Origin of the sequence: Nonomuraea sp. NPDC049607 (assembly GCF_040675375.1) — a bacterium.
In the GTDB taxonomy this organism is placed as follows: domain Bacteria; phylum Actinomycetota; class Actinomycetes; order Streptosporangiales; family Streptosporangiaceae; genus Nonomuraea.
Window position 1 is genome coordinate 243,086 of sequence record NZ_JBFAOV010000013.1, and the last position, 17,972, is coordinate 261,057.

At 72.0% G+C, this 17,972-nt stretch carries 23 protein-coding genes and 1 pseudogene; 6 read left to right on the plus strand and 18 right to left on the minus strand.

The window, feature by feature from the left end; all coding sequences use genetic code 11:
• Positions 1–8: 8 nt before the first annotated feature.
• The 7 genes from trpC to AB0J97_RS26085 all read right to left on the minus strand — a co-directional run bounded on the left by trpC (position 9) and on the right by AB0J97_RS26085 (position 4,296).
• Entirely contained in the window at positions 9–848 is an 840-nt protein-coding gene (trpC, locus tag AB0J97_RS26055) for an indole-3-glycerol phosphate synthase TrpC (protein ID WP_125630391.1), read from the minus strand.
• A gap of 119 nt (positions 849–967) precedes the next feature.
• Entirely contained in the window at positions 968–1,399 is a 432-nt protein-coding gene (locus AB0J97_RS26060) for a DUF2752 domain-containing protein (RefSeq protein WP_364092728.1), read from the minus strand.
• A gap of 20 nt (positions 1,400–1,419) precedes the next feature.
• Positions 1,420–2,022, minus strand: a complete 603-nt coding sequence (locus tag AB0J97_RS26065; protein WP_364092730.1) for a CD225/dispanin family protein — start codon at positions 2,020–2,022, stop codon at positions 1,420–1,422.
• A 144-nt stretch (positions 2,023–2,166) separates the two neighbouring features.
• Positions 2,167–2,796, minus strand: a complete 630-nt coding sequence (locus AB0J97_RS26070; protein ID WP_364092732.1) for a DUF4190 domain-containing protein — start codon at positions 2,794–2,796, stop codon at positions 2,167–2,169.
• Positions 2,797–2,905: 109 nt separating this feature from the next.
• Positions 2,906–3,568 carry a TIGR02234 family membrane protein gene (locus AB0J97_RS26075; protein ID WP_364092734.1) on the minus strand — a complete coding sequence of 221 codons (663 nt, stop codon included), beginning with the start codon at positions 3,566–3,568 and terminating at the stop codon, positions 2,906–2,908.
• A 9-nt stretch (positions 3,569–3,577) separates the two neighbouring features.
• Entirely contained in the window at positions 3,578–3,913 is a 336-nt protein-coding gene (gene hisI, locus AB0J97_RS26080) for a phosphoribosyl-AMP cyclohydrolase (RefSeq protein WP_364092736.1), read from the minus strand.
• An 8-nt stretch (positions 3,914–3,921) separates the two neighbouring features.
• The gene (locus AB0J97_RS26085) at positions 3,922–4,296 is read right to left on the minus strand and encodes an STAS domain-containing protein (RefSeq protein WP_364092761.1); all 375 of its coding nucleotides are present in this window, start codon (positions 4,294–4,296) and stop codon (positions 3,922–3,924) included.
• Between the two features lie 143 nt (positions 4,297–4,439).
• On the opposite strand from AB0J97_RS26085, the gene AB0J97_RS26090 reads away from it, so the two are divergent.
• Both AB0J97_RS26090 and AB0J97_RS26095 read left to right on the plus strand, forming a co-directional pair.
• Positions 4,440–5,276 carry an MEDS domain-containing protein gene (locus tag AB0J97_RS26090; protein ID WP_364092738.1) on the plus strand — a complete coding sequence of 279 codons (837 nt, stop codon included), beginning with the start codon at positions 4,440–4,442 and terminating at the stop codon, positions 5,274–5,276.
• Positions 5,269–5,658, plus strand: a complete 390-nt coding sequence (locus tag AB0J97_RS26095) for an ATP-binding protein (protein WP_352326361.1) — start codon at positions 5,269–5,271, stop codon at positions 5,656–5,658. The genes AB0J97_RS26090 and AB0J97_RS26095 overlap by 8 nt, the downstream gene beginning before the upstream one ends.
• Before the next feature lie 57 nt (positions 5,659–5,715).
• Here AB0J97_RS26095 and AB0J97_RS26100 read toward each other — a convergent pair whose 3' ends face one another.
• Both AB0J97_RS26100 and AB0J97_RS26105 read right to left on the minus strand, forming a co-directional pair.
• The gene (locus AB0J97_RS26100) at positions 5,716–7,494 is read right to left on the minus strand and encodes an ABC transporter ATP-binding protein (protein ID WP_364092740.1); all 1,779 of its coding nucleotides are present in this window, start codon (positions 7,492–7,494) and stop codon (positions 5,716–5,718) included.
• Positions 7,491–9,293 carry an ABC transporter ATP-binding protein gene (locus tag AB0J97_RS26105; protein ID WP_364092763.1) on the minus strand — a complete coding sequence of 601 codons (1,803 nt, stop codon included), beginning with the start codon at positions 9,291–9,293 and terminating at the stop codon, positions 7,491–7,493. Before AB0J97_RS26105 ends, AB0J97_RS26100 begins: the two co-directional genes overlap by 4 nt.
• Positions 9,294–9,410: 117 nt before the next feature.
• Between AB0J97_RS26105 and AB0J97_RS26110 the strand changes: the two genes are divergently transcribed.
• The 3 genes from AB0J97_RS26110 (at position 9,411) to AB0J97_RS26120 (ending at position 11,789) form a co-directional block, all read left to right on the plus strand.
• On the plus strand, positions 9,411–10,040 hold the full coding sequence (locus AB0J97_RS26110) for a TIGR03085 family metal-binding protein (protein WP_364092741.1): 630 nt from the start codon (positions 9,411–9,413) through the stop codon (positions 10,038–10,040).
• A 163-nt stretch (positions 10,041–10,203) separates the two neighbouring features.
• Entirely contained in the window at positions 10,204–10,365 is a 162-nt protein-coding gene (locus tag AB0J97_RS26115; protein ID WP_185844438.1) for a hypothetical protein, read from the plus strand.
• Positions 10,366–10,427: 62 nt separating this feature from the next.
• Complete coding sequence (locus tag AB0J97_RS26120; protein ID WP_364092743.1) at positions 10,428–11,789, plus strand: glutamine synthetase family protein; 1,362 nt, start codon at positions 10,428–10,430, stop codon at positions 11,787–11,789.
• 41 nt (positions 11,790–11,830) lie between these two features.
• On the opposite strand, the gene hisF is transcribed toward AB0J97_RS26120, so the two are convergent.
• From hisF to hisD, 9 genes are read right to left on the minus strand one after another with little or no spacing between them, the layout of a single operon-like run.
• The gene (gene hisF, locus AB0J97_RS26125; protein WP_357704351.1) at positions 11,831–12,592 is read right to left on the minus strand and encodes an imidazole glycerol phosphate synthase subunit HisF; all 762 of its coding nucleotides are present in this window, start codon (positions 12,590–12,592) and stop codon (positions 11,831–11,833) included.
• A complete protein-coding gene (locus tag AB0J97_RS26130) occupies positions 12,589–12,978 on the minus strand; it encodes a Rid family hydrolase (protein WP_352326354.1) in 390 nt (129 codons plus the stop codon). Before AB0J97_RS26130 ends, hisF begins: the two co-directional genes overlap by 4 nt.
• Before the next feature lie 32 nt (positions 12,979–13,010).
• Positions 13,011–13,733 carry a bifunctional 1-(5-phosphoribosyl)-5-((5-phosphoribosylamino)methylideneamino)imidazole-4-carboxamide isomerase/phosphoribosylanthranilate isomerase PriA gene (gene priA / locus AB0J97_RS26135; RefSeq protein WP_364092746.1) on the minus strand — a complete coding sequence of 241 codons (723 nt, stop codon included), beginning with the start codon at positions 13,731–13,733 and terminating at the stop codon, positions 13,011–13,013.
• Positions 13,734–14,063, minus strand: coding sequence for a hypothetical protein (locus AB0J97_RS26140; protein ID WP_357704347.1), 330 nt, complete (start codon positions 14,061–14,063; stop codon positions 13,734–13,736).
• Positions 14,060–14,695: an imidazole glycerol phosphate synthase subunit HisH gene (gene hisH / locus AB0J97_RS26145; protein WP_357704345.1), complete on the minus strand. Its 636-nt coding sequence runs from the start codon at positions 14,693–14,695 to the stop codon at positions 14,060–14,062. Before hisH ends, AB0J97_RS26140 begins: the two co-directional genes overlap by 4 nt.
• Complete coding sequence (locus AB0J97_RS26150) at positions 14,692–14,847, minus strand: hypothetical protein (protein WP_357704343.1); 156 nt, start codon at positions 14,845–14,847, stop codon at positions 14,692–14,694. Before AB0J97_RS26150 ends, hisH begins: the two co-directional genes overlap by 4 nt.
• A complete protein-coding gene (gene hisB / locus AB0J97_RS26155; protein WP_357704341.1) occupies positions 14,844–15,437 on the minus strand; it encodes an imidazoleglycerol-phosphate dehydratase HisB in 594 nt (197 codons plus the stop codon). Before hisB ends, AB0J97_RS26150 begins: the two co-directional genes overlap by 4 nt.
• Positions 15,434–16,519: a histidinol-phosphate transaminase gene (locus AB0J97_RS26160; protein ID WP_357704339.1), complete on the minus strand. Its 1,086-nt coding sequence runs from the start codon at positions 16,517–16,519 to the stop codon at positions 15,434–15,436. The genes hisB and AB0J97_RS26160 overlap by 4 nt, the downstream gene beginning before the upstream one ends.
• Complete coding sequence (hisD, locus tag AB0J97_RS26165; RefSeq protein WP_357704337.1) at positions 16,516–17,832, minus strand: histidinol dehydrogenase; 1,317 nt, start codon at positions 17,830–17,832, stop codon at positions 16,516–16,518. Before hisD ends, AB0J97_RS26160 begins: the two co-directional genes overlap by 4 nt.
• A 69-nt stretch (positions 17,833–17,901) precedes the next feature.
• On the opposite strand from hisD, the pseudogene AB0J97_RS26170 reads away from it, so the two are divergent.
• Positions 17,902–17,972 (plus strand): annotated as a pseudogene (locus AB0J97_RS26170) (hypothetical protein); the annotation flags it as partial.

Here is a 17,972-nt window from a genome sequence, read left to right on the forward strand (position 1 = left end):
AGCCACTGCTATCCCTCTGCTGAGTGGTCGGGGCGCGTCGACGGGTGAGCGCCGGCGGTCACCAGCGCCTCCACCGCCTTGCGCGGATCCTTGCCGGTGACCAGGCTCTCCCCCACCAGGACGGCGTCGGCGCCACCCCTGGCGTAGGCGAGCAGGTCGTGCGGGCCGCGCACGCCCGACTCGGCGATCTTGATCACATTATCCGGGATCTTCGGCGCCAGCTTGGCGAAGACGTCACGGTCGACCTCAAGAGTCTTCAAATTACGCGCATTGACCCCGATGACCCGCGCCCCGGCGGCGACCGCCCGCTCCAGCTCCTCCTCGGTGTGCACCTCGACCAGCGGGGTGAGCCCGATGGACTCGGCCCGCTCGATCAGCGACACCAGCGCCTCCTGCTCCAGGCAGACGACCATCAGCAGCGCCAGGTCGGCACCGTGGGCCCGGGCCTCCCAGAGCTGGTAGGAGGTGAGGATGAAATCTTTACGCAGGATGGGGATGTCGACGCGGGCGCGGACGGCCGCCAGATCCTCCAGGCTGCCCCCGAACTTGCGCCGCTCGGTCAGCACGCTGATCACGTGGGCCCCGCCGGCCTCGTAGTCGGCCGCCAGCGCGGCGGGGTCGGCGATGGCGGCGAGCGCGCCCTTGGACGGGCTCGACCGCTTGACCTCGGCGATCACCGAGATCCTGTCACCCCCGAGTGCGGCCATCGCGTCTCGGGGCCCCTGGGCCCGCTCGGCTCGCCGCTTGAGCTCGTCGATCGACACGGCCTGCTGACGTGCGGCGAGATCGGCGCGCACCCCTTCGAGGATGTCGTCGAGGACACTCGGTCCTTCCGTCCGCTCACTCACGCGCTTGGGGTCCCTCCGGTTGACAGTGGGGGTGGCAGAGAGTTCGCCTCGCGTCCGCTCTCGGCCTTGTCCTGCGATGGTATCGGCCCCACCGGGGTCACCTCGCCACAGGGCCCGTACTAGGGCGCGAGGAACGCCCCGAAGGGAAGGTTTCGGACGACCCAGTAGACCATCACGACCCCGATGAAGGCCCACAGCCACGCCGGATGCGCCAGAGTGGTTCGCCGCGGCCTGCCCTGCCAGGCCCGTACGACCCACCGCCCCCACCAGAACAGCAGGAACGGGATCATGGCCACGGCCAGCGGGTTGAGCCCGAGGGCGGCCACCGGGTCGAGGTGGGCCAGCGCGTGGACGGTGCGCAGCGTGCCGCAGCCCGGGCAGTAGAGGCCGGTGACCCACAGGAACGGGCAGGTCGGGTAGTGGCCGGGCTGGTTGGGGTCGACCACGCCGACCACGCCGAACACGGCCCCCGCCGCGGCCGCAACACCGAGCGGCGCGAGCAGGCCCTTCAGCCGTCTCGTCCCCCGCCGCCCGGTTGTTGCGATGTTCATGCTCTCGGTGTCCCCGTCCGTCAGTAAGAGCCGTAGCTGCTCGTGGAGGCGGCGAGCAGGACGAACACCACCACGTAGAAGATGATGAGCAGCACGATGGCGATGATGCCGAAGATCAGGCTGCGCTTCCACCAGGTCTTGGCCTCCTCGGCGGCCTGCATGGCGCCCTGGTAGTCGCCGACCTGCCACTTGGAGTTGACCTGCGACGACTTCACGATCGCCACGATGCCGAGGGGCAGGCAGCAGAACAGGGTGGTGAGGATCGCCGGGACCAGCTGGTTGTCCGGCGGGGTGCCGCCGCCACCGGGGCCGTAGCCGCCACCGGGGTAACCACCGGGCGGCTGCCCGTAACCGCCACCGGGGGGCTGGCCGTAGCCGCCACCGCTCGGGGGCTGCTGACCGTAACCACCGGGGGGCTGCTCACCGTAGCCGCCGCCACTCGGGGGCTGCTGGCCGTAGCCGCCGCCGTAACCGCCACCGCTGGGGGGCTGCTGGCCGTAGCCGCCACCACCGCTGGGCGGCTGCTGGCCGTAACCGCCACCACCGCTCGGCGGCTGCTGGCCGTAACCGCCGCCGGGCGGCTGGGCGCCGTAACCACCGTCGCCCTGGTTTCCGTAACTCATGCTCATGACTCCTCATGTCGTCATCGTGAAGCGAGTTGCGCGCGGCAGCCTAGCGAGAAAGCATCCCCTACGTGGACTAACGCCCACGTTGCGGACAATTCGTAATCACACCGCAAGCGGGGCGTCACGCTGCGCCCCGTCCGTTCACGAGTAGTCGCTGACGGAGGCCGCCGAGCCGAGGCCGATCAGGGTCAGCAGGGCCCCGCCCCACAGCAGGAAGAGCAGCACGAAGAGCACGACCATGATGTACGAGGTCACCAAACCGCCCATCGCCATGCCCTGGCCCTCCTCCCCCGTGCGCTTGATGCGGTTGAGCGCGATGTGACCGAGGATGACGCCGACGATGCTGGTCGCGCCGCAGGTGACCAGGCCGACGATGCCGAGGATGAGCGAGGCCACCGCCATGCCGTTGGTGGAGCGGGGCTGCTGGGGGGCGCCGTACTGGCCGTAGCCGGGCTGGCCGTAACCCTGCTGGCCGTAGCCGGGCTGGGCGTAGCCGCCGCTCGGGGGCTGCGGCTGCTGCCCGTAGCCGAGGGGCTCCTGGGGGTAGCTCGGCGGCTGCTGGTTGTAGCCGTAACCGCCGGGCGGCTGCTGGTTGTAGCCGCCGCTCTGGGGCTGCTGGCCATAGCCGCCGCCACTGGGGGGCTGCTGACCGTAACCGCCACCACTCGGAGGCTGCTGACCGTAGCCTCCGGTGGGCGGCTGCTGGCCGTAGCCTCCGCCGGGTGGCTGCGCGCCGTAGCCCCCGCTGCCGCCCTGGTCCCCGTAGCTCATGAGCCTGGCTCCTCTTGTGTTCTCGGCGAGTTGCAACGGCAGCTTATTGAGAAAAGGTTTGCCAAGCAGACACAGGTTCAGAACCGTGGAGATTTCGTGACTACCGACCTCAACGGCGATCCGGGGACTCTGTCGGGTCGTCGCCGCGGTCGAGCGCGTCCCACAGCTCGCGGTCGTCATGGGCCCTGCGGGCGGAGGCCGCGACCGCGCCGCCCCGGTCGTCAGCCCGGTCGTCAGCCCGGTCGTCAGCCCGGTCGCCGGTTCCGTCTCCGCTTGTGGCGGCGGCCCTCTCGTAGCGGCCCGACATGCCCGTCCACCTGCCGCCGCGCACCACGGCCAGCACGCCGCCGGCCAGCAGCAGGAACGCGCCGAGCCCGGCCACGACCGGCCAGGCCGGCACCGGCTCCCAGGGCAGGCCGGCCATCGCGCGCATCGCGTTGTGCTCGCGCAGCCAGCCGGTGACGGTGGCCGAGGCCAGCGCCGACCACGTGCCCGCCGCCGCGCCCGCGCCGCAGAGCGCGACCAGCGCGCCGACGACCCTGCGCCCGGCGCCCTTGGTGGCCAGCACGGCCACCACGCCCGCGAGCCCCGCCAGCCCCAGCGGCGTGAGCACGGGGCTCAGGTCGCCGCCGGTGGGCGCCACCGCGTCGGCGGCCTGCCCGCCGAGCACCCGCACCCAGCCCCGGCCGGCCGCCAGCAGCACCAGGCAGCTGCCCAGGACGGTGAGCCCCAGCCACGCCCACAGCTCGCGCCGCCCGTTGTCGGAGGCCATCTCGCGGCCCTAACCGATCAGGCCGGCGTCGAAGCAGGTGTGGTCGCCGGTGTGGCACGCGGCGCCGACCTGGTCGACCTTGACCAGGATCGTGTCGCCGTCGCAGTCGAGGGCCACGCTCTTGACGTGCTGGACGTTCCCGGAGGTGTCGCCCTTGACCCACAGCTCGTCGCGGCTGCGCGACCAGTAGGTGGCCCGGCCGGTGGTGAGCGTGAGGTGCAGCGCCTCGTCGTTCATCCAGGCCATCATGAGCACTTCGCCGGTGTCGTGCTGCTGGGCGACGGCGGGCACGAGGCCGTCCGCGTTGCGCTTCAGCCGTGCGGCGATCTCGGGGTCGAGGGACATGTTGCCATTCAACCAGCCCGCCCTCGTGCTCCCGCCTCCGGCTGGGCCAGCGCCTCGGACAAGGTGCCGTGGATCGGGAACAGGGCCGCCAGGTTCGTCCTGCGCAGCCGTCGCAGCACCTGGCCGTCGGAGGCCACCAGCGCCATCGTGCCGTTCCTGTCGCGCAACGCGGCGAGCTGGCGTACCAGCACCCCGAGCCCCGTGGTGTCGATGAAGGTCAACCCGGTCAGGTCGACCACCAGCCGCGGGCCGTACGCCTCCACCGCCTCGTCGAGGCACCTCCTGACCCGGTCGACGTTGTCGACGTCGACCTCGCCCGTGAGGCCGACCACCACGATCTCCCCATGCCTGCTGTGCGTCGTCTCCAGAACGTCCACGCCCATGCCTTTCACGACCCTTCCTGGGCGGCCCCGCCGAAAACGTACACCGGCCCGCATCGGGTAACGGTGTGTTTTGCCGAGAACGCGCTACGTGATCGCGGGCATCACGGTAATTTCTAGGCGACGCGTGCTAGGGAGGACACATCGTGGTGCACGTCGCGGGCTCGGTCCTCGACCCGGATCTGGGGGACCACGTCTGCCTGCCGTTCGAGGGCGACCGGCAGCGCATGACGACGACCAGGCAGTTCACACTCAACGGGCTGCGCCGCCGGACCAAGGTGATGATCATCACCCATGCGGAGACCCCGGAGCAGACCCGGGGCTGGCTGGCGCCGCTCATCCCCGGGTTCGACGACGCCGAGGCCGCCGGGCAGGTGGAGATCCTCTCCTGCGCCGAGACGCACTTCACCGACGGCCGCCTCGACCCCGACCGCCTGCTGCACGGCCTGGCCGACGCCCACCACCGGGCGCGCAGGCACGGCCAGCACGGCGTCTACGCCCTGATCGACGCCTCCTGGGGAGCGCGCGACGCGCAGGCCCAGGCCGCCTTCGAGGCCGCGGCCAACGAGCTGTTCGGCGAGCGCTGGCTGGCCGCGGTGTGCCAGTACGACCGCGAGCTGTTCCCCCTCGACGCCATCGAACGGGCCACCGCGGTCCACCCCATCGCCCCCGAGCAGGCCCTGCTGCGCTTCGCCAACACCTCCTCCCCGCCGGGGCTGCGGGTGTGGGGCGACGTCGACCTCACCAACAGGCCGGCGTTCGGCTCGGTGCTGTCGCCGCTGGAGAAGGAGCCGGGGCAGGTCGTGATCGACGCCTCCCACCTCGACTTCATCGACGCCGGCTCGGCCCGGCTGCTGACCGTCACGGCCGCGGCCAGGCCCTACGGCTCGACCGTGGTCGTCTGCGCCGAGCGGGTGGCCCGGGTGCTCCGGCTGGTCAGGGCCGACACGCACGTCGTCGTCCGCCGGGTGGGCGATGGGTAGGCAGGTGCTCCGCGCGACCTTCGCGCGCGGGCGCATCACGTTCCTGCGCAGGGCCGTGGCCGAGCAGGCCGCCTACGAAGGGCTGAGCGGGCGGCGGCTGGAGGACTTCGTGCTGGCGGTCAACGAGGTCACCACCAACGCCGTCCTGCACGGCGGCGGCCAGGGGCGGCTGCGGTTGTGGTCGGGCGAGGGCCGGCTGTGGTGCGAGGTCACCGACCAGGGCCCGGGGCTGCCGCCCGGCTGGATGGGCGAGGCGCGCCCGCCCGCGGGGCTGGAGTTCCGCGGGCGGGGGCTGTGGCTGACCCGGATGTTGTGCGACCACATCACGATCGTGTCCGGCCCGGCGGGCACGAGCGTGACGTTCGCCGCCGCCCTCGACTAGGAGCCGCCGCGCTCGACGGGAAGCCGTCGCACCCGACCGGGAAACCGTCGCGCCCGGCTAGGAGTGCGCCGCCGAGACCCAGGAGGCGTGCAGACCGGCGTAGACGCCGGGCCGGGTGACCAGCTCGGCGTGCGGGCCGCGCTGCACCAGGCGTCCGGCGTCGAACACCAGCACCTCGTCGGCGTTCTCCGCCGTCGAGAGCCGGTGGGCGATCGAGACGGCGGTGCGGCCCCTGGTGACGCCCTCCAGCGCGCGGGCCAGGCGCACCTCGGTGGCCGGGTCGACGGCCGAGGTGGCCTCGTCCAGCAGCAGCAGGTCGGGGTCGGCGAGGTAGGCGCGGGCCAGGGCGACGAGCTGGCGCTCCCCGGCCGACAGCGACTCGCCGCGCTGGCCGACGGGCGTGTCCAGGCCCGCGGGCAGGCCCTCGACCCAGTCGGCCAGGCCGAGCTCGGTCATCGCGAGCTGGATCTCCTCGCGGGTCGCCGGCGGCCTGCCGTACCGGACGTTGTCCTCCAGGGTGCCGTCGAACAGGAAGCCGTCCTGGGGAACCATGACGATGCGTTCGCGCAGGGAGGAGAAGCGCACGTCGCGCAGGTCGTGGCCGTCCACGGTGACACGGCCCCCGACGGGGTCCATGAGCCGGGTCAGCAGCTTGGCGAACGTGGTCTTGCCCGACCCGGTCTCGCCCACGACGGCGATCCGCGAGCGCGGCGGGATCTCCAGCGAGACCTCGCGCAGCACGGGCGGCCCGCCCGGGTAGGAGAAGTGCACGTTCTCGAAGGCCACCGAGATCGGGCCCCGGGGCAGCAGCACGCCCTTCTCACCGGGGTCGGCGACGTCCGGCGGGGTGTCCAGGACGCCCAGGATGCGGCGGTACCCGGCCACCGCGTTCTGGGCCTCGTTCAGCACCTCGGTGGCGGTCTGCAGCGGCGAGACGAACAGCGTGACCAGGAAGAGGAAGGCCACCAGCTTGCCCGCGGTGATGTCGCCGGACACCCCGAGACTGACCCCGAGCAGCACGATCCCGGCGATGGCCAGCGCGGCCACGATCTCGGTCAGCGGGAAGACGAAGCCCACGATGGTCTGGGCCTTGATCTGCGCGGCCCTGTTGGCGTCCACGGACCTGTCGATGCGTTCGGCGGTGCGCCGCTCGGAGGCGTAGGCCCTGATGACGGCGGCGCCGACGACGGACTCGCTGACCGCGGCGAGCATGTCGCCGGTGCGCTCGCGCACGGTCGTGTACGCCCGCGACAACAACCGCTGGAAGCGCGGCAGCGCGATCACCAGCGGGACGAAGCACGCCCACACCAGGAGCGTGAGCTGCCAGGAGTAGACCAGCATGAGCACGCTGGCCACGAAGAGCTGGCCGAACGCCACGATGATCATCAGCCCGCCCCACTGCATGAACGTGCTGATCTGGTCGATGTCGTTGGTGACCCGCGAGACCAGCGCGCCGCGCCGCTCGCTGTTCTGGGTGAGCACCGACAGGTCGTGCACGTGCCGGAACCCGCGGACGCGCAGGCTGGCCAGCGAGGACTCGGTGGCCTTGTACAGGCGCACGTTCATGATGTAGCCGGCCAGCGCGGTCAGCACCACCGCCGCGGCGCACACCAGGACGGCCCAGGTGATGTACGGCAGGTCCGGCGTGCCGGACTTGATGCCGGTGTCGATCGTCTGCTGCACCGCGATGGGCACGATGATCTTGCCGACGGTCGCCACGACGGCCAGCCCCAGCGTGCCGGCCAGCCCCTTGCGGAACTCGGGGGTGAGCGACAGGCCGTGCCAGATGGTGGCCAGCGCGGACCGCTCGACGTTGCCCTGGAGCGCCTCGCTCATGCGCTGACCTCTTCCTCTTCCTCTTCGGCGTCCTGGGCCGGGGCCAGGTCGATGGCGGCCCGTTCGGCCTCCTCGCGCTCGTAGGCGGTCACCAGGTTGCGGTATCCGAGGCAGCGTACGAGCAGCTCCTCGTGGGTCCCGCGGTCCACGACCCGGCCGTGGTCGAGGTAGACCACCTCGTCGGCCAGGGCGATGGTGGCCATGCGGTAGGCGACGACCACGACGGTGGAGGCGTGCGCGGTGTCCCGCAGCCCGTGCAGGATTCTGGCCTCGACCTGGGGGTCCACGCTGGAGGTGGCGTCGTCCAGGATGAGCAGGCGCGGGCGGCGGACGACCGCGCGGGCCAGGGCGATGCGCTGGCGCTGGCCGCCGGACAGCGAAGCGCCGCGCTCGCCGACGCGGGTGTCCAGGCCGTCGCCCAGGCGGCCGACGAAGCCGTCGGCCTGGGCCAGGCGCAGCGCCGCCCACACGTCTTCGTCGCCGGTGTCCAGGCCGAGCGCGACGTTGCCGCGTACGGTGTCGTCGAACAGGAACGTCTGCTGGGGCACCAGCGCGGCGGAGGCGGCGATGGCGCCGTAGGGCAGGTCGCGCACGTCCACGCCGTCGAGCAGCACCTGCCCGGAGGCGGGGTCGACGAGCCGGGCGAGAAGCTGCACCAGCGTCGACTTGCCCGACCCGGTCGGCCCGACGAGGGCCACGGTACGGCCGGGCGGCACGTCGAAGGTGACGTCGTGCAGCACCTCGGCCTGGCCGTAGGCGTAGGACACGCCGGCGACCTTGAGCTCGGCGGGCCCGGACGAGGCCACCGGCGTGTCGCCGTAGTCCATGGAGCCTTCGGCGTCGAGCACGGCCTGCACCCGCTGCCAGCCGACGACGCTGCGCGGCAGCTCGGCCAGCACCCAGCCCAGCGCCCTGATCGGGAAGGCCAGCAGCGTGAACAGGTAGGCGACCTGCACCAGGTCGCCGGAGTCGATCGCGCCCGTGGACAGGCGCAGCGCGCCGACCGCGAGCACGGCCAGCACGCCGATCGTGGGCAGCGCCTCCAGCATGGGGTCGAACAGCCCGCGCACCCGGCCGACGGCGATGTTGGCGTCGCGCAGCTCGTGGGCGCGGCGGCGGAAGCGGTCGGTCTCCAGCTCCTCGCGGCCGAGGGTCTTGATGACCAGCGCGCCGTCGAAGCTCTCGTGGGCGATCTCGCTGACCTCGGCGCGCAGTTGCTGGGCGCGGGTGGCCAGGGGGCTGAGCCTGCGCTGGTAGATCAGGTTCAGCACGGCGATGGCCGGGAAGATCAGGAAGCCCACCAGGGCGAGCACGAGGTCGGTGAAGACCATGGCGATGGCCGCGGTGAACAGCATGACCAGCACGCCGACGGCCATCGGCAGCGGCGCGAGCGGCGCCCAGGCGGCCTCGGCGTCGGCGCTGGCGTTGGACAGCAGTTGCCCGGTCGGGTGCTGGTGGTGCCAGGACAGCGGCAGCCGCAGGTACTGCTTGGTCACGTCCCTGCGCGACCTGGCCTGCATGCGGTACTGCACGACGCCGGCCAGGATGCGGCGTCCGGCCACGCCGATCGCCTTCAGCAGCGCGGTGCCGACGATGAGCGCGGCCCCGGTCCACAGGGCGCCGGCGGCGGTCTCGCCCCGGTCGAAGGCGGGCAGCACCACGTTCTGCGTCGCCCAGCCCAGTGCCCAGGCGGAGGCGACGGTCATGCCGCCGTAGACCGCGCTGGCCAGCGCGGCCATCGCGAACACGGCTCTCTCCGTGCGAATGGCCACCCCAAGGACACGCAGCCCTTGACGCATGACGGCCGAGGTGACCTTGCTCGCCACTCGATATTTTTCCCTTCAAACGTCGAAATTTCTATCTATGTCCCTATCACGTCAGATCAGCTCCTTATTCCCACAGGTAGGCTTGGCCGGGTGACTCACGCTCGTGGCGAACGCGCCGCGCTCTGCGACCTGTTCGACCGGCTCGGTCCCGGCGCGCCCACCCTGTGCGACGGGTGGAACACCTACGACCTGGCCGCCCACCTCGTGCTGCGCGAGCGCCGGCCGGACGCCATGGCCGGCATCGGGATCTCCGCGCTGGCGGGCTACACCGCCTCGGTCCAGAACGGCCTGAAGGCCAAGCACCCCTACCCCGAGCTGGTGGGCATCGTGCGCCGGCCGGGCGGCGTCTACGGGCTGCTGCCCTTCCTCGACACGGCGGTCAACACGCTGGAGTTCTTCGTCCACCACGAGGACGTGCGCCGCGCCCAGCCCGGATGGGAGCCCCGCGAGCTGCCGGCCGACCTCGACCGGCTCATCTGGAAGCGGGTGGCGGCGGGCGCCCGGCTCATGCTGCGCCGCTCGCCCGTGCGGCTGGTGCTGCGCCGCACCGGCGGCGGGGTCGCGCTCGGCGGGGCGCGGGAGGGCGCCAAGGTGCAGGTCACCGGCACGGCCCAGGAGCTCCTGCTGTTCTGCTTCGGCCGGCAGGCGCACGCCAGGGTGGAGCTGACCGGCGACGACCCGGCGGTGACCCGGGCAACCGAAGCCCGGCTCGGATTCTGACCGAAACCCTCGGCGCAGAAACCCTTCGTCTTAAACCTTCAGCACGTACGATGGCACAGGAAAGAAGCCCCCCGGTTAGGATCTTGGACATCTTCACAGAAGATGACCGTGATCGCCCAGATCCGGGTATATACGGCTGGGAATGGACTGCAGGAGGCCCCCCATGCAGGTCAAGAAGGTGGCTACGTACGTTCTGGTGGCGTTCGTGGTCTTCTACCTGTTCACCCGGCCGGCCCAGGCGGCGGCCGCGGTCAACGGCGTGTTTGATGGAATTGTCCAAGGAGCCAACCAATTGGCGGTCTTCTTTACGAACGTTCTGACCTGACGTTCGCGTTCTGTCCGCGCTGGGTGCTTCCACGCGCTGACAGATCGTGTTACGCAGGCAGGATGAGAGATCGCCCCAGCGGCACCAAGATCCATCAGCTCGATCCGCAGGCCCGGCGCGTCCTCGAACGGGCCGAGCTTGAGGGCGTCGAGCTGATCCGTTTCCTGTACGCCGACCACGGTGGCGTGGTCCGTGGCAAGGCGGCGTCCCGGTCCCGGCTGGCCGAACGGCTCAACTCGGGCATCGGGCACACGGTGGCCATGATGGCGATGAACATGCTCGACCAGCTCCAGGAGGTCGAGCATCTGGGTCCGGTGGGCGAGGTTCGCATTGTCCCCGACCCCGCCACGTTCGTCCCGTTGCCCCATGCGCCGGGCGCCGCCGCGATGCTGTCGGACCTTCGCCGTCCCGACGGCTCACCATGGGAAGCCTGCGCCCGCACGTTCCTCAAGGACGCCGTGGCGGAGCTGGCCGCCGACGGCTACCGGATCGAGGCGGCCTTCGAGCCCGAGTTCACGCTCGGCCGCCGCCTGCCCGACCCCGGTGGCGGCCCCGACCGGCTGGTGCCGCTCGACGACACTCTCTGCTATGCCAACACCGGCTTCGACACCGCGCACGACTACGCGATCAAGCTCGTCCGCGCCCTGGAGACCCAGGGCCTGCGCGTCGAGCACTACCATCCCGAGCTCGGCCCCGGTCAGCAGGAGCTGTCGGTGCGCCACGCCCCCGCGCTGCGCGCCGCCGACAACCACGTGCTCTACCGCGAGACCGTGCGCGGCGTCGCGATGCGCATGTCGATGTGGGCCTCGCTGGCTCCCAAACCCCTCGCCGACCAGGCCGGCAACGGCGCCCACCTGCACCTGTCGCTGTGGCGCGACACCCAGAACCTGTTCGCCGAGGACGGCGACGTGCGGACGGGCTTCATCGGCGGCCTGATCGCCCACCTGCCCGCCCTGACCGCCCTGACCTGCGGCAGCGTCAACAGCTTCCGCCGGCTCGTGCCCCGCATGTGGTCCAGCGCGTACGCGGTCTACGGCCCCGACAACCGGGAGGCGGCCGTGCGCGTGTGCTCACCGCTGGGCGAGAGCGGCGAGCCGAACCTGGAGCTGAAGCCGTCGGACTCCTCGGCCAACCCGTACCTGTCGCTCGGCGCGGTCATCCACGCCGGGCTCGACGGCATCCGGCGCAAGCTCGACCCGGGCGAGGCCGTGGACGTCGATCCCGACACCCTGCCCGGCCGCTACCAGCGCCTGCCCGGCTCGCTGGAGGAGGCGCTCGACGCGCTGGAGGCCGACGAGGTGCTCATGGAGGCGCTCGGGCCGTTGCGGCGCGAGGCGTACCTGGCGGTCAAGCGTTCGGAGGCGGCCGCGTTCGCCGCCCAGGACGTCTCCTACGAGCTCTACCACCACATGCGGGTGTTCTGAACCGGTCGCCGGCCTCGCGCGGGCGAGGCCGGCGGGCGGTCTCAGCGGACCGGGTGGCCCGCCATCCGCAGCGTCTCCTTGACGTCGCCGATCTTCAGCGTGCCGAAGTGGAACACGCTCGCGGCCAGCACGGCATCGGCCCCGGCCGCGATCGCCGGCGGGAAGTCCTCCAGCCGGCCGGCCCCGCCGCTGGCGATCACCGGCACCCGCACCGCCGTGCGCACCGCGCGCAGCAGCTCCAGGTCGTAGCCGTCGAGGGTGCCGTCGCCGTCCATCGAGTTGAGCAGGATCTCGCCCACGCCCAGCTCCTCGCCGCGCGCCGACCACTCCACGGCGTCGATGCCCGTGCCGCGCCGGCCGCCGTGGGTGGTCACCTCGAACCCGCTGGGCATGCCCGGCGCCCGGCGCGCGTCGACCGACAGCACCACGCACTGCGCGCCGAACCGCCGCGACGCCTCGGTCAGCAGCTCGGGCCTGGCGATGGCCGCGGTGTTCAGGGACACCTTGTCGGCCCCGGCCCGCAGCAGCCGGTTGACGTCGTCGACCGCGCGCACGCCGCCGCCCACGGTGAGCGGGATGAACACCTGCTCGGCGGTGCGGCGCACCACGTCGAGCATGGTCTCCCGCTCGCCCGACGACGCGGTGATGTCGAGGAAGGTCAGCTCGTCGGCGCCCTCCTCGTCGTAGCGCCTGGCCAGTTCGACCGGATCTCCCGCGTCGCGCATGTTCTCGAAGTTGACGCCCTTGACGACCCGTCCGGCGTCGACGTCGAGACAGGGGATCACTCTTACCGCTACGGTCATGCTCGTAGTGCCTCGATTTCGATCTCGACCAGCATTCGAGGGTCGACCAGCCCGGCGACCCTCACTCCTGTGCAGGCGGGCCGCACGTGCCCGAAGACCTCGTAGATGGCCCGGCCGACGAGGTCGAAGTGGCGCTGCTCCACCACGTAGTAGCGGACCATGACGACGTCCTCGCGGGTCAGGCCGCCGACCTCGACGGCGTCGAGCGCGATGTCGATGGCGGTCAGGCTCTGCCGGTAGGCGTCGCCGACGTGACGCACCTCGCCGTCGATCGTGGCCGTGCACCCGGACACGATCACCCGCTCTCCCACGACCACGGCGCGGGCGTAGCCGTACTTCTCCTCCCAGATGCCGCCCGAAAACACCCTCGGACCGGTGCTTTCCATGCTGACGCTCATTCCGCCCCCTCCCGGCGAAGCTAAACGCGTACCGCGGCCAGCGCGTCCTCCAGAGTGAACGCGTGAGCGTACAGGGCCCTGCCCACGATGGCTCCCTCCACTCCGTCCGGGACGAGAGAAGCCAGTGCCACCAGGTCGTCAAGACTGGACACTCCGCCACTGGCGATCACGGGCTTGTCGGTGCGTGCGCAGATACGCCGGTAGAGGTCGAGGTTGGGGCCCTGGAGCATGCCGTCCTTGGTCACGTCCGTGACGACGTAGCGGGGGCAGCCGTCGGCCTCCAGGCGGTCGAGCACCTCCCACAGGTCGCCGCCCTCCTTCGTCCAGCCGCGGGCGGCCAGCGTGGTGCCGCGCACGTCGAGGCCGACGGCGATCCGGTCGCCGTGCTCGGCGATGATCTTGCGGCACCAGTCGGGGTTCTCTAGCGCGGCGGTGCCGATGTTGACCCGGCGGCAGCCGGTGGCCAGGGCGGCGGCCAGCGACTCGTCGTCGCGGATGCCGCCCGACAGCTCCACGTTGACGTCGAGCTTGCCGATCACCTCGCTGATCAGCTCCTTGTTGGAGCCCCTGCCGAAGGCGGCGTCGAGGTCGACCAGATGGACCCACTCGGCGCCCGCCTGCTGCCAGGCCAGCGCCGCGGCGAGCGGCTCGCCGAAGCCGGTCTCGGTCCCGGCCTCCCCCTGGACGAGGCGTACGGCCTGGCCATCGGCCACGTCCACGGCGGGCAGCAATACGAGCGACATTCAGGTCCTCCGGTCGAAAGCGAGGGTCACGACAACGGGTGCGAGCAGCAGGGAGAAGACGAACACGGCGAGGCTCAGCGCCGGCGAGCCCCACACCAGCCACACGATCGCCTGCACGATCAGGAAGCCGAGCGCCACCGCGACGTTCTGGGCGCGGTGACGGCGGGCGATCAGGCCGCCCTGCCGGGCGAACCTGACCGGACGCGGGATCAGGCGGGCGGTCAGGGCGCGGCGCCGGGCCCGGCGCGCCTGCCGCTCCTCGTTGAGCCGGATCGCGCGCGCCCGCTCGGCCTCCCGCACGGCCCGCCGGCGCGCCCGCTCCTTGCTCATACCGTCTCTAGCCAGTTCCTCAGCAGGGCGGCTCCGGCGTCGCCGGACTTCTCGGGGTGGAACTGGGTGGCCATGAGCGGGCCGTTCTCGGCGGCGGCCACGAACGGAACGCCGTGCTCGGCCCAGGTCACCACGGGCGCGGCGAAGCCCTGGTCGGCCGGGTGGAGCTCCCATTCGCGCACGCCGTAGGAGTGCACGAAGTAGAAGCGGGTGTCGGCGTCGAGCCCGGCGAACAGCACGCTGTCGGCGGGCGCCTTGACCGTGTTCCACCCCATGTGCGGCAGCACGGGCGCCTCCAGCCGCTCGACCGTGCCCGGCCACTCGCCGCAGCCCTCGGTCTCGACGCCGTGCTCGACGCCCCTGGCGAACAGGATCTGCATGCCGACGCAGATGCCCAGCACCGGACGCCCGCCGGCCAGGCGGCGGCCGATGACCCGGTCGCCGTGGACGGCCTTGAGCCCGGCCATGCAGGCCGCGAACGCGCCGACGCCCGGCACGACCAGCCCGTCGGCGTCGAGCGCCGCGTCGAAGTCGGCGGTCACGGTGACGTCCGCGCCCACCCTGGCCAGGGCCCGCTCGGCCGAGCGCAGGTTGCCCGAGCCGTAGTCGAGCACCACGATGTTCTTGCTCACCACCACAACACCCCCGCCGTGATCGCCATCGCCGCGCCGACCGCGCAGACCGCGGCGCCCACCTTGAGACCCTGCTTGGCCAGCGAGAACACGCCTCCGCCGAGGAACAGGCCGAGGAACACCATCACGCCGGCGATGAGATTGTCGGTCACAGCACGCCCTTGGTGCTCGGCACGCCCGAGGCGCGCGGGTCGAGCTCGGACGCCTCGCGCAGCGCCCTGGCCAGCGCCTTGAACTGGGCCTCGACGATGTGATGGGCGTTGCGCCCGTACGGCACGTGCACGTGCAGGCAGATGGCCGCCTGGGCCACCAGCGACTCCAGGATGTGCCGGGTCATCGTCGTGTCGTAGTCGGGGCCGATCATCGGGGCCATGCCCTCGGGCTCGCTGTGCACGAGGTACGGCCGCCCGGACAGGTCGACCGTGACCTGGGCCAGCGACTCGTCCAGCGGGCACGACGCGCTGCCGAACCGCCGGATGCCGGACTTGTCGCCCAGCGCCTGGCGGAAGGCCGCGCCGAGCGCCAGCGCGGTGTCCTCGATCGTGTGGTGGGCGTCGATGTGCAGGTCGCCCTCGGTCTTGACGGTCAGGTCGAACAGACCGTGCTTGCCGAGCTGGGCCAGCATGTGGTCGAAGAAGCCCACCCCGGTCGAGACGTCGACCAGGCCGGTGCCGTCGAGGCCCACCTCGACCAGGACCGAGGTCTCCTTCGTTGCCCGCTCCACGCGCCCTACGCGACTCACAGAACCTCCTCCATCGCGGCGCGGAAGGCCGCCATCTCCTCGCCGGTGCCGATCGACACACGCAGCCATTCTGGCGGGCCCACCTCGCGGATGAGCACGCCGTGCGCCAGCAGCCCCTCCCACACCGCGCGCCGGTCAGGGAACCGCCCGAACAGCACGAAGTTGGCGTCGGAGTCGGCCACCGACAGCCCCTTGCCGCGCAGCCACGCGACCGTGGCGTCCCGCTCCGCGCGCAGCGCGTCGACCGTGCCGAGCAGCTCGTCGCGATGGCGCAGGGCGACGCGCGCGGCCGTCTGGGTGAGCGTGGACAGGTGGTACGGCAGCCGCACCAGCAGCAGCGCCTGCACCACGGCCGGATGCGCGGCCAGGTAGCCCAGCCGCGTGCCGGCCATGGCGAACGCCTTGGACATCGTGCGGGTGACGATCAGCCTGGGGTGGCGCGGCAGCAGCGTCAGCGCCGACGGGGTGCCCTCGCGGGCGAACTCGGCGTAGGCCTCGTCGATCACCACCACGCCCGGGGCGGCGGCGAGCACCGCCTCGATCGTCGACAGCGGCTGCGCGGTGCCGGTCGGGTTGTTGGGCGAGGCCAGGAAGACGATGTCGGGCCGGTGCTCCTCGATCGCCGCGACGGCCTTGCCGGGGTCGAGCGAGAAGTCGTCCTCGCGCAGGGCGCCGATCCACTCGGTGCTGGTGCCGGTGGTGAGGATCGGGTGCATCGAGTACGACGGCTCGAACCCGATCGCGGTGCGCCCGTGGCCGCCGAAGGCCTGCAGGATCTGCTGGAGCACCTCGTTGGAGCCGTTGGCCGCCCACACCTGGTCGGGGCTCAGCCCGTGGCCCAGGTAGGCGGCCAGCTCGGCGCGCAGCCGCGTGGCGTCGCGGTCGGGGTAGCGGTTGAGCTCGCCCGCGTTCGCGGCGACGGCCTCGGCCAGGTCGGCGACCAGCGCGGGCGAGGGCGGATAGGGGTTCTCGTTGGTGTTGAGCCGGACCGGCACGTCGATCTGCGGCGCGCCGTAGGGCGAGCGGCCCTTCAGGTCGTCGCGGATGGGCAGGTCGTCGAGCGTCACGTCGGCGGGATTCACTCTGACTCCGTGGGGACTCGCCAGTCGAAACGGGCGCGGATCGCGGCGCCGTGCGCCGGCAGGTCTTCGGCGTCGGCCAGCACCGACACGTGGGCCGCCGCCTGGGCCAGCGCCTCGCGGGTGTAGTCGACGACGTGGATGCCGCGCAGGAACGACTGCACCGACAGGCCGCTGGAGTGGCAGGCGCAGCCACCCGTGGGCAGCACGTGGTTGGACCCGGCGAGGTAGTCGCCGAGCGAGACCGGCGCGTAGGTGCCGACGAAGATCGCCCCGGCGTTGCGCACCCTGGCCGCGACCTCGGCCGCGCCGGCGGTGTGGATCTCCAGGTGCTCGGCCGCGTACGCGTCGACGACCTTGAGGCCGTCGTCGATCGAGGAGACCAGCACGATGCCCGACTGCCGGCCGCCCAGCGCCTCGGTGATGCGCTCGGAGTGGCGGGTGGCCGAGACCTGGCCCGGCAGCTCCTTCTCGACCGCCTCGGCCAGCTCGGGGCTGGTGGTGACCAGGACGGCGGCGGCGATCGTGTCGTGCTCGGCCTGGCTGATCAGGTCGGCGGCGACGTGCACCGGGTCGGCGGTCTCGTCGGCCAGGATGGCGATCTCGGTGGGACCGGCCTCGGAGTCGATGCCGATGCGGCCCTTGAGCAGGCGCTTGGCGGCGGCGACCCAGATGTTGCCGGGGCCGGTCACCATGGTCGCGGGCGCGCACTCCTCGGTGCCGTAGGCGAACATGGCCACGGCCTGCGCCCCGCCCACGGAGTAGACCTCGTCGACGCCGAGCAGCGCGCACGCGGCCAGGATGGTGGGGTGGGGCAGCCCGCCGAACTCCTTCTGGGCGGGGCTGGTGACCGCCAGCGAGGCGACACCCGCCTCTTGGGCGGGGACGACGTTCATGACCACGCTGGAGGGGTAGACGGCCCGGCCGCCGGGCACGTAGAGGCCCACGCGGTCGACCGGCACCCAGCGCTCGGTGACCGTGCCGCCGGGCACGACCTGCGTGGTGGTGTCGGAGCGGCGCTGGTCGCGGTGGACCAGCCTGGCCCGCCTGATCGACTCCTCCAGCGCGGCCCGGACCCGGGGGTCGAGCTCGTCGAGCGCCCGGCGGATCGCGTCGGCGGGGACGCGGGCGGAGGCGATCTCGACACCGTCGAACCTGGCGGTCAGCTCCCGTACGGCTGCCGCCCCGCGATGGCGCACGTCGTCGCAGATGGGCCGCACCTTCTCCAGGGCGGCCTCGACGTCGAGCTCGGCGCGTGGCAGCACGTCGCGCAGGTTCTCCGGGAGGGAACCGCGCATGTCAATACGGGAAATCACCCTGACAGTCTACGGAGTCCGGGCCCCGCATCCGGTTCTGTCCAGAATGCGGGACGCAGGTGAGGCGGGCTGCCCGAGCTCAAGGGCAAGCTCGACGGCTTCGCCATGCGCGTGCCGATCCCCACCGGCTCGGCCACCGA